Genomic DNA, 9,169 nt, shown 5'->3' on the forward strand with positions numbered 1-9,169 from the left:
ACCGTACAGTTCGTCGTAGCCGGCACCGCCAGTCAGCACGTCGTCGCCTGCGCCACCTTCCAGCGTATCGTTGCCGCGGCCTCCAAACAGGTAGTCGCCCACTGTGTCAGGGTGCCAGGCGCCATTGCTCCAGACTTCGCCGGCACGCAGGTAATCGTTGCCATCCCCGCCGTCGAGATAGTCTTTGCCCCCGGCGCCATAGAAAAAGTCATCGGCTGCGGTACCGGTCATGGTGTCGTCGCCGCTGGTGCCCATGATCGGACGCTCGAGGGTTCCATTCTGCAAGTTCATGTAATCAAATGTAAGTTAGTTATTTTGCAACCATAACGGATTCGGGGCGTTTCTGCAATGCACCAATTTTCCTAATACAATGTTGCAATGGATACCGCTACACAACCCGCGCCGCGCGCCGCCTATCTGGGCGGGCTGGCGATTGCCGTTGGCGGGGCAGTCCTGTTTTCCACCAAGGCGGTGGTTGCCAAGCTGCTCTACCGTTACCACATCGACGCGGTCACCCTGATCGCCTTCCGCATGCTGTTTTCGCTGCCTGTTTTTGCGGCAGTGGCGCTGTGGAAGATGCGCAGCGAGCCGCCGCTGACCAGGGCGGACCGCTGGCGGCTGATCGGACTGGGCCTGGTCGGCTATTACCTCTCCAGTTTTCTCGACTTTCTCGGCCTGCAGTACATCAGCGTGGGCCTGGAGCGGCTGATCCTGTTCCTGACGCCGACTTTCGTGCTGCTGATTTCCTCGACCATGCTGAAGCAGCACATCAGCCGCCGGCAGTGGGCGGCGCTGCTGCTGTCCTATGCGGGCATCGTGCTGGTGTTCGTGCATGACCTGCAGGGCGGCGGCAATGTGGCGCTGGGGTCGACGCTGGTGCTGGGTTCTGCGATCGCGTATGGCATTTATCTGCTGGCTTCCGGCGAGATGGTGAAGCGGCTTGGTTCACTGCGTCTGGTGGCGTATGCGATGTGCGTGTCCAGCGTGGCCTGCATTGGCCAGTTCTTCGTGCTGCGTCCCGTTGCCCTGCTGATCCAGCCGGCGCCGGTATATTGGCTGTCGCTGGTGAACGGTATCCTGTGCACCGTGATGCCGGTGTTCATGACCATGATTGCCGTGCAGCGCGTCGGCGCGGGCGTGGCGTCGCAAGCGGGTATGATCGGACCGGTGTCCACGCTCTTCCTCGGCGCGGTGATCCTGGCCGAACCCATTACAGCCTGGCAGCTGGCGGGGACGACGCTGGTGCTGGCCGGGATTTATACGCTGTCCAAAGTGAAAGGTGAGAAGAAATGAAGCCGCGCATTGCCCTGATTGCCCACGATAAGAAAAAGGACGACATGATTGCGCTGGCGCGCGAATACGTCGATTTCCTGCGCCAGTGCGAGCTGTGCGCCACTGGCACCACCGGCGGCCGGCTGATTAATGAGCTGGGACTGTCGGTGGAGCGCAAGCATTCCGGTCCGCTGGGCGGCGATCTGCAAATCGGTTCCCTGCTGGTCGATGGCCTGATCGACGCCATCATCTTCCTGCGCGATCCGATGACGCCGCAGCCGCACGAACCGGACATCAACGCGCTGGTGCGCGCCTGCGACGTGCACAATGTGTCCTGCGCGACCAATCTGGCGACGGCCCATCTGGTGCTGTCCCAACTGGCGCAACAGATGGGAGAGGGCAAATGAGCAAAGCAATCCGCATGTTCCGCACCGGCGGACCTGAAGTGATGGAATACGTCGACGTCGATGTTGGCGCGCCCGGTCCGGGCGAAGCGACCGTCCGCCACGAAGCGATTGGCCTGAATTTCATTGACGTGTATTTCCGCACCGGCCTGTATCCTCAGCCGCTGCCTTCGGGTCTGGGCCAGGAAGGCGCGGGCGTGGTGGAAGCAGTGGGCGAGGGCGTAACCCATGTGAAGCCGGGCGACCGCGTGGCGTATGCGGGCCGTCCCAACGGGGCGTATTCGCAGAAGCGCAATATGCCTGCGGCCATCCTGCTCAAGCTGCCGGACAATATCGGCTTCGACACCGCTGCCGCCATGATGCTGCAGGGGATGACGGTGGAGTATCTGTTCCATCGCACCAGGCAGCTGAAGACGGGCGACACGATTCTGTTCCATGCGGCCGCTGGCGGCGTGGGCCTGATCGCCTGCCAGTGGGCGAAGGCTCTGGGTGTGAACGTGATCGGCACCGTGGGGTCGGACGAGAAAGCGGCGCTGGCGCTGAAACACGGCGCGTCGCATGTCATCAACTACAACACCGAGAACTTCACCGAGCGCGTGAAAGAGATTACGGGCGGGCAGGGCGTGTCCGTGGTCTATGACTCGATCGGCAAGGACACGTTTACCGGTTCGCTGGACTGTTTGCAGCCGATGGGCATGATGGTCAGCTTCGGTAATGCTTCCGGGCCGGTGGCGCCGTTTGCGCTGTCAGAACTGGCTTCGCGCGGTTCGCTGTTCGTGACGCGTCCGACGCTGTTCACCTATGTGGCCAAACGGGAGGATCTGGAATCCTGCGCGGCGTCGCTGTTCGATGTGGTGGGCAGCGGCAAGGTGAAGATCGATATCAACCAGCGCTATAATCTCGCCGATGTGGCGCAGGCGCATATCGATCTCGAAGCGCGCAAGACCACCGGTTCCACCATTATTCTTCCTTAATTGCCATGACCGATCAGGACCACGTAGACCAAGATGATGATGAAGGCCAGTCGCCCAAGTTTGGACGCCTGCTGGTGATTCTGCTGCTGGTTGTGGCGCTGATCGGCGTGCTGACTTTTGCCACTGAGGCGTACTACACCTGAGCGGCGGATCGATGATCCGCCCTACGCCTCAGCCGCGCCATCGTGGGGCGGATCATCGATCCGCCGCAAGCCGCGGCGTCAGCATCTTTCGATACACGATAAAGCCGGACCGCTCGGCGACCTTGTCATACAGGGCCTGGGCGGTGTGGTTGCTTTCGTGCGTCTGCCAGTAGACGCGCGCTGCGCCGTCCGCCTGCGCTGCCGCATACACCGCTTCGATCAATTGCCGCGCCACGCCTTGTCCGCGCGCGGCTTCGGCTGTGAAGAGGTCTTGCATGTAGCAGCTTTGGCCAATTGCCGTCGTACTGCGGTGATAGAGGTAGTGGGCAAGGCCGACCAGTTGGCCGTTCAATTCCGCCACCAGCGCGTGCACGGGCTCGTGCGCGTCGTGAAAGCGCGACCAGGTCGTGCGTGTAATGTCGTCGGATAGCGCGGTGGCGCCGGCGCGTCCGTAGAAGGCGTTGTAGCCGAGCCAGAGCGGGTGCCATCGCGCGAAATCGTCCGGCACGGCGGGACGAATGCGCAGCCCCGCGTTCATCGCGCGCTCCCGGACGTCGCCACGCGGGCGGGCGGGCGCGGTTGCGCCAGTGCGGACGGCGTCGCGGCGTTGGATGGCTGCGCGGCGACCGCCAGGGCGGCGAGGGGCGCGCGGATGGCGGGGCCGAAGGAAATTTGCGGGTTGGAGTAGCCGTCCGACTTGCCGGCTTCCTGCTCGCGCTTGAGGATCACTTTGCGCGCTGCGGCGTGGGCCTGTTCAAAGTCCAGGGTGACATTGCGTAGCTGTTCGTCGTACATGGCTTGTCCAAAGAAGGTAAGTTCGGATTTGCTGCCGCAGCCATAGGACGTGTGGTCGGCATCGGCCGCCGTCATCACCAGCGTGCTGTCGCCGGACAGCGGCTTGATCCAGCTGCCGGAATAGCAGGCGGACACGGAAATCACGCGATTGCGTACCCCCGCCTCGTCCAGCCAATCCTTGAGCAGTGCCGGCGTCAGTTCCTGCACGGTGAGCGGGTAGAAGCGTGCCGCCATCTCGCCGTTGGCGGCGCCGTGCGACGTCAAATGGATGAAGAGCACATCCTCGTCCGGGTCCATCAGCTGCGCCACGCGCGCGATGGCGCGGTGCAGGTTGAGCGGCGTGGCCCAGGGCAGGGTGCTGGCCGTTTCAGGGTGATTCACCAGCTGCAGTACACGGCCTTCCGCATCGAAGCGCTGCGCCATCACTTGCGCGACGACGCCGCTTTCACGCTTGAACACGTCCTGGTTGTAGGGGGCAAAGGTCAGCACATACATATCGACATGGCCAGGCCGTTGCGGTTTGAGTGCGGACAGTTGATCGGCCAGACGGCGCGACTGGGCCTCGATCGCTTCCTGCGTCAGCTCGAAACGGCGGACTTCTTCGCCGCTTTGCACCGGATACCAGAAATCCGCCGGACGGGCTGCCATCACCAGCGCCTGTCCCGCAATCAGCGCCATGATCGCAGTTGTCGACGGCAGTACCTCATGGTTGCCGCCTCGCCACAACAGCATCAGCTGCGGCAGCATTGCCAGCACGGGCGGCGCACTCCACAGCGCCCAGCCGGCCAGGGCGCCATAGCGCGCCGGGGCTTCGACGCGGGCGTGGATCATGGCCAGGTAGACCAGGCCCACGAGCAGGGACAGCGCCAGATTTTGCGCCTGCAGCATGGTGAACAGGCGGGCCGTGTCCGGTGCGGTGGCCGTGAGCACGCTGCCCGTGCTGCCGCGCACCAGCCAGGCGCACCACGGCAGCAGGGCCAGCATCAGCCAACCGCCGGCCAGGGCTTGCCAATAAAAGCTGGCGGGACCTTCGATGTAGAGACGCTGGAGCAGCACATCCACGCCGAGATTCAGCAAGAAGAGGGCGGCCATCATGCCCGGCCCGGTCGACAGGCCGGTCCAGCGCGGATGCATGCCGACAGCAGTGCGGGCGCCGGCGCGCAGCCATGCGACCAGACGAAGGAGGGCGGGAGCGTCAGTCATTGGCGCAATAAAAAAGCCGCCCAGCGGGAGCTGGACGGCAATGGTGGACGTTTATTTTACTGGATTTCGAGATCAACGCGGCGGGCCTTGCCGTTCTCACCTGGGAAGCCGGTGAAGGCGCTCTGCACCAGGGCAGGCATTACGGCGGGCGTGGACTGTTTGCGGCTGGTGTTCTGCACCGTCACTTCAAACAGCTTTTTGCCGGCCAGGCTGTTGATGCTCACGTTCAGCTGGCGCTCGTAGTTATGCCGGATCACTTCGCGGTATTCCATCGGGCCGCCCCAGAACCACGGGTCGTAATAGCCGCGGTAGAAGCCGTAGTAGCGATAACGATACGGCCAGCCAAAGCGCGGCCCCCAGGGACCGTAGCCGCCATAGTACGGCGACATGAACGGGTCGGCCTGCAACTCGCGGGTCGGGCGATCGATGGTCGAGAAGTGCATTGCCACTTTCAGCTTGGCGTCGGCAGGATTGGCGGCCTGGGTGAAGCCCAGCTTGGCGAGTTCATTGCTGACCATGCCCAGATAAGTACGGTGTTCCAGCGTATCCTCGGCCGGTGGCGGCGTTTCGAAGACGTAGCTTTTGTCCTGCAGGTCGGCAGGCCACTGGTGGAATACCGTCACGTCGTTATGCAGGGTCGTGGCGCATCCGCTCAGCAGCAGACCGGCGGCCGCTACGAGAAGTGTGGCTAGCGCTTTCATGGTCTTGCTCCCAAAATTCATGGTTTTCTACTTATTTGTCAGTTTATTACTGCAACAAGCGTTTCGCTTAATTATTACAGAATGTTACCGGGCACGGGAGAACAGAAAAGAAACGGACCTTGGCCCGCAGTTGGTAAAATAACCTTTCTTTGTCTTTGCTAGCCGAATCCCATGCGTACCGACAGCCCCCAGACGATCTACCGTAAAGACTACACCCCGCCCAGCTACCTCGTTGACACCGTCGAACTGGGCTTCGACCTAGACCCGGCCCAGACCGTGGTCGCCAACCGTGTGAAACTGCGCCACAACCCGGACAGTAAGAGCCGCGAGCTGGTGCTGCACGGCGAGGACATCGAACTGGTGGCCATCCGCATGAACGGCGTTGCATTGAAAGCGGACCAGTACATCCTCGGGAATAACACCCTGACCATCCGCAAGGCGCCGACGGAAGTCCTGCTGGAGATCGAGACTATTTGCGCGCCGGAGCAGAACACCACGCTGTCCGGCCTGTACACCTCGAACGGCAGCTTCTACACGCAATGCGAGGCGGAGGGCTTCCGCCGCATCACCTTCTTCCCCGACCGTCCGGACGTGATGGCCAGGTACACCGTGATGCTGCGCGCCGACAAGGACAAGTATCCGGTACTGCTGTCGAACGGTAACCTGATCGAAGAGGGCGATCTGGGTGATGGCCGCCACTACGCCAAATGGGAAGACCCGTTCAAGAAGCCATCCTATCTGTTCGCCCTGGTCGCCGCGCGCCTGGTGTGCCAGGAAGAGAGCTTCACGCTGGCCTCCGGCCGCGAAGTGCTGCTACAGGTGTGGGTGGAAGAGGGCAACCTCGATAAGACCGACTACGCCATGCAATCGCTGAAGAATTCCATCCGCTGGGACGAAGAGCGCTGGGGCCTGGAGCTGGACCTGGACCGCTTCATGATCGTGGCGGTGGGCGACTTCAATATGGGCGCCATGGAAAACAAGGGCCTCAACATCTTCAATACCAAGTTCGTGCTGGCCAACCCGCGCGTGGCGACCGACGTCGATTACGCCGGCATTGAAGCCGTGGTGGGCCACGAATACTTCCACAACTGGACCGGCAACCGCGTGACTTGCCGCGACTGGTTCCAGCTGTCGCTGAAGGAAGGCCTGACCGTGTTCCGCGACCAGGAATTCAGCGCCGACATGATCGGCAACGACACCGGCCGCGCCACCACGCGCATCGACCAGGTGCGCACCTTGCGCCAGGCGCAGTTCCCGGAAGATGCAGGGCCGATGGCGCATCCGGTGCGTCCCGACTCCTTCGTCGAGATCAACAACTTCTACACGGTCACCGTGTATGAAAAAGGCGCGGAAGTAGTGCGCATGTACCAGACCTTGCTGGGCCGCGAAGGCTTCCGCAAGGGCATGGACCTGTACTTCGAGCGCCACGACGGCCAGGCCGTGCAGTGCGACGATTTCCGCGCTGCGATGGCCGATGCCAATGACCGCGACCTGGCCCAGTTCGAACGCTGGTACAGCCAGGCCGGTACGCCGGTGGTGTCGGCGAAGGGCCATTACGATCCGGCTTCGCGCAGCTTCACCTTGACGCTGGCGCAGCACTGCCCGCCAACCCCGGGCCAGGATAAAAAGCAGCCTTTCCACATTCCGGTCGCCGTGGGTCTGCTGGGCAATAGCGGCAAGGATATGGCGCTGATTATCGATGGCCGCGAGCGCGGCACGACGGTGGTGCTGGAGCTGACCAAGGCCGAGCAGACCTTCACCTTCAGCAATGTGGTGGAGCGCCCGGTGCCGTCGATCCTGCGCGATTTTTCGGCGCCGGTGGTGCTGGAATATGCCTACACTGATGACGAGCTGCTGCATCTGTTCCGCTACGACAGCGATCCGGTGAACCGCTGGGAAGCCGGCCAGCGCCTGGCGATGGAGCGCCTGCTGTCGCTGACGGGCGCCGTGTCTTCGGGCCGCAAGCTGGAACTGGACGACACCTATCTGGAAGCCCTGCGCGCGCTGCTGACGGACGATAAACTCGATCCGGCCTTCCGCGAGCTGGCGCTGATCCTGCCGTCGGAAACCATCATTGCCGAAGCGATGGAAGTGGTGCATCCGCAAGCCATCCACACCGCGCGCCAGTTCATGCGCCATGCCATCGGCAACGCGCTGAAGGATGATCTGCTGGATGCATATCACGACAATGCCACGCCCGGCCCATACAGCCCGGATGCGGCATCGGCCGGCAAGCGCGGGTTGAAGAATCTGTCGCTGGCCTATCTGCTGGTGCAGCCGAACAAGGACGCCATGAAGCTGGCGGAGGAGCAGTTCGACAAGGCCACCAATATGACGGACCGCGCGTCGGCCATGGTGTCCATGATCCACACCGGCGCCGACGTCAGCCAGCGCCTGGACACCTTCTATTCCGAGTTCACCGGCGAAGCACTGGTGGTGGACAAGTGGTTCACCATGCAGGCCACCGCACCCCATACCGACGTGGCGCGCGTGCGCGAACTGATGAAGCATCCGGCCTTCACGCTGAAAAATCCGAACCGCGCGCGCAGCCTGCTGTTCGCCTTCTGCAATGCCAATCCGCCGCAGTTCCACGCGGCCGACGGCAGTGCTTACGAGTTCTGGGCCGAACACGTGATCAAGCTGGATGCGCTAAATCCCCAGGTCGCCGCGCGCCTGGCGCGCTCGATGGACCGCTGGCGCCGTTACGCGCCGGAGCTACAGATCCACATGCGCACCGCGCTGGAGAAAGTCGCCGCTGCGCCGAAGCTGTCCAACGACGTGATGGAAGTCGTGAGCAAGGCGCTGGCAAACTAATTCAACACAACTAGGGAAAACATGAAACGCATCAGCCTTACCCAACATCTGGTGGAAGAACAACGCCAGCACAACACGATCCCTGCCGAGCTGCGTCTGCTGATCGAAGTGGTCGCGCGCGCGTGCAAGACGATTTCGCACAGCGTGGGCAAGGGCGCACTGGGCGACGTGCTGGGCGCGCTGGAAACCGAGAACGTGCAGGGCGAAGTCCAAAAGAAGCTGGACGTGATTTCCAACGAAATCCTGCTGGAAGCGAACGAATGGGGCGGCCATCTGGCAGCCATGGCGTCGGAAGAGATGGAATCGATCCACCTGATCCCGAACCGCTATCCGAAGGGCGAATACATGCTGGTGTTCGATCCGCTGGACGGCTCCTCCAACATCGACGTGAACGTCTCCATCGGCACCATCTTCTCCGTGCTGAAGGCGCCGGACGGCATGACCACGCCGACCGAAAAAGACTTCCTGCAGCCGGGCACCAAGCAGGTCGCCGCCGGCTACGCTGTGTACGGCCCGCAGACCATGCTGGTGCTCACCACCGGCAATGGCGTGAACTGCTTCACGCTGGACCGCGAGATGGGTTCCTGGGTGCTCACCCAGCGCAATATGCAGATCCCGGCCAAGACCAAGGAATTCGCGATCAATATGTCGAACCAGCGCCACTGGTATCCGCCGGTGCAGCGCTATGTGTCCGAACTGCTGGCCGGTTCCACCGGTCCGCGCGGCACCGACTTCAATATGCGCTGGATCGCGTCCATGGTGGCCGATGTGCACCGCATCCTGAACCGCGGCGGCATCTTCATGTATCCGGCCGACGTGCGCGACCCGTCCAAGCCGGGCAAACTGCGCCTGATGTACGAAGC

At 62.5% G+C, this 9,169-nt stretch carries 10 protein-coding genes; 6 read left to right on the forward strand and 4 right to left on the reverse strand.

Going from position 1 to position 9,169, the window contains the following annotated elements; all coding sequences use genetic code 11:
• Positions 1 to 291 (reverse strand): calcium-binding protein (locus AB4Z11_RS13200; RefSeq protein ID WP_442025708.1); only part of this gene is annotated, 291 nt, incomplete at its 3' end.
• Between the two features lie 87 nt (positions 292 to 378).
• Here AB4Z11_RS13200 and AB4Z11_RS13205 point away from each other — a divergent pair.
• Genes AB4Z11_RS13205 through AB4Z11_RS13220 form a run of 4 tightly spaced genes read left to right on the forward strand, consistent with a single transcriptional unit; the run spans position 379 to position 2,793 of the window.
• The gene (locus AB4Z11_RS13205; RefSeq protein ID WP_442025709.1) at positions 379 to 1,293 is read left to right on the forward strand and encodes a DMT family transporter; all 915 of its coding nucleotides are present in this window, start codon (positions 379 to 381) and stop codon (positions 1,291 to 1,293) included.
• Entirely contained in the window at positions 1,290 to 1,679 is a 390-nt protein-coding gene (locus tag AB4Z11_RS13210) for a methylglyoxal synthase (protein WP_442025710.1), read from the forward strand. The genes AB4Z11_RS13205 and AB4Z11_RS13210 overlap by 4 nt, the downstream gene beginning before the upstream one ends.
• A complete protein-coding gene (locus AB4Z11_RS13215; RefSeq protein ID WP_442025711.1) occupies positions 1,676 to 2,650 on the forward strand; it encodes a quinone oxidoreductase family protein in 975 nt (324 codons plus the stop codon). Before AB4Z11_RS13210 ends, AB4Z11_RS13215 begins: the two co-directional genes overlap by 4 nt.
• 5 nt (positions 2,651 to 2,655) lie before the next feature.
• Complete coding sequence (locus AB4Z11_RS13220) at positions 2,656 to 2,793, forward strand: hypothetical protein (protein WP_442025712.1); 138 nt, start codon at positions 2,656 to 2,658, stop codon at positions 2,791 to 2,793.
• A gap of 52 nt (positions 2,794 to 2,845) precedes the next feature.
• Here the strand turns inward: AB4Z11_RS13220 and AB4Z11_RS13225 are convergent, their stop codons facing one another.
• From AB4Z11_RS13225 to AB4Z11_RS13235, 3 genes are read right to left on the reverse strand one after another with little or no spacing between them, the layout of a single operon-like run.
• Positions 2,846 to 3,331, reverse strand: a complete 486-nt coding sequence (locus AB4Z11_RS13225; RefSeq protein WP_442025713.1) for a GNAT family N-acetyltransferase — start codon at positions 3,329 to 3,331, stop codon at positions 2,846 to 2,848.
• On the reverse strand, positions 3,328 to 4,791 hold the full coding sequence (locus AB4Z11_RS13230) for a C13 family peptidase (RefSeq protein ID WP_442025714.1): 1,464 nt from the start codon (positions 4,789 to 4,791) through the stop codon (positions 3,328 to 3,330). The genes AB4Z11_RS13225 and AB4Z11_RS13230 overlap by 4 nt, the downstream gene beginning before the upstream one ends.
• Before the next feature lie 56 nt (positions 4,792 to 4,847).
• Entirely contained in the window at positions 4,848 to 5,492 is a 645-nt protein-coding gene (locus tag AB4Z11_RS13235; protein WP_442025715.1) for a DUF4136 domain-containing protein, read from the reverse strand.
• Positions 5,493 to 5,663: 171 nt separating this feature from the next.
• Here AB4Z11_RS13235 and pepN point away from each other — a divergent pair, with 171 nt between their 5' ends.
• Entirely contained in the window at positions 5,664 to 8,306 is a 2,643-nt protein-coding gene (pepN, locus tag AB4Z11_RS13240) for an aminopeptidase N (protein ID WP_442025716.1), read from the forward strand.
• A gap of 21 nt (positions 8,307 to 8,327) precedes the next feature.
• Positions 8,328 to 9,169 (forward strand): class 1 fructose-bisphosphatase (locus tag AB4Z11_RS13245; RefSeq protein ID WP_442025717.1); only part of this gene is annotated, 842 nt, incomplete at its 3' end.

This window comes from Pseudoduganella sp. RAF53_2, assembly GCF_052113985.1.
In the GTDB taxonomy this organism is placed as follows: Bacteria; Pseudomonadota; Gammaproteobacteria; order Burkholderiales; family Burkholderiaceae_D; genus Rugamonas.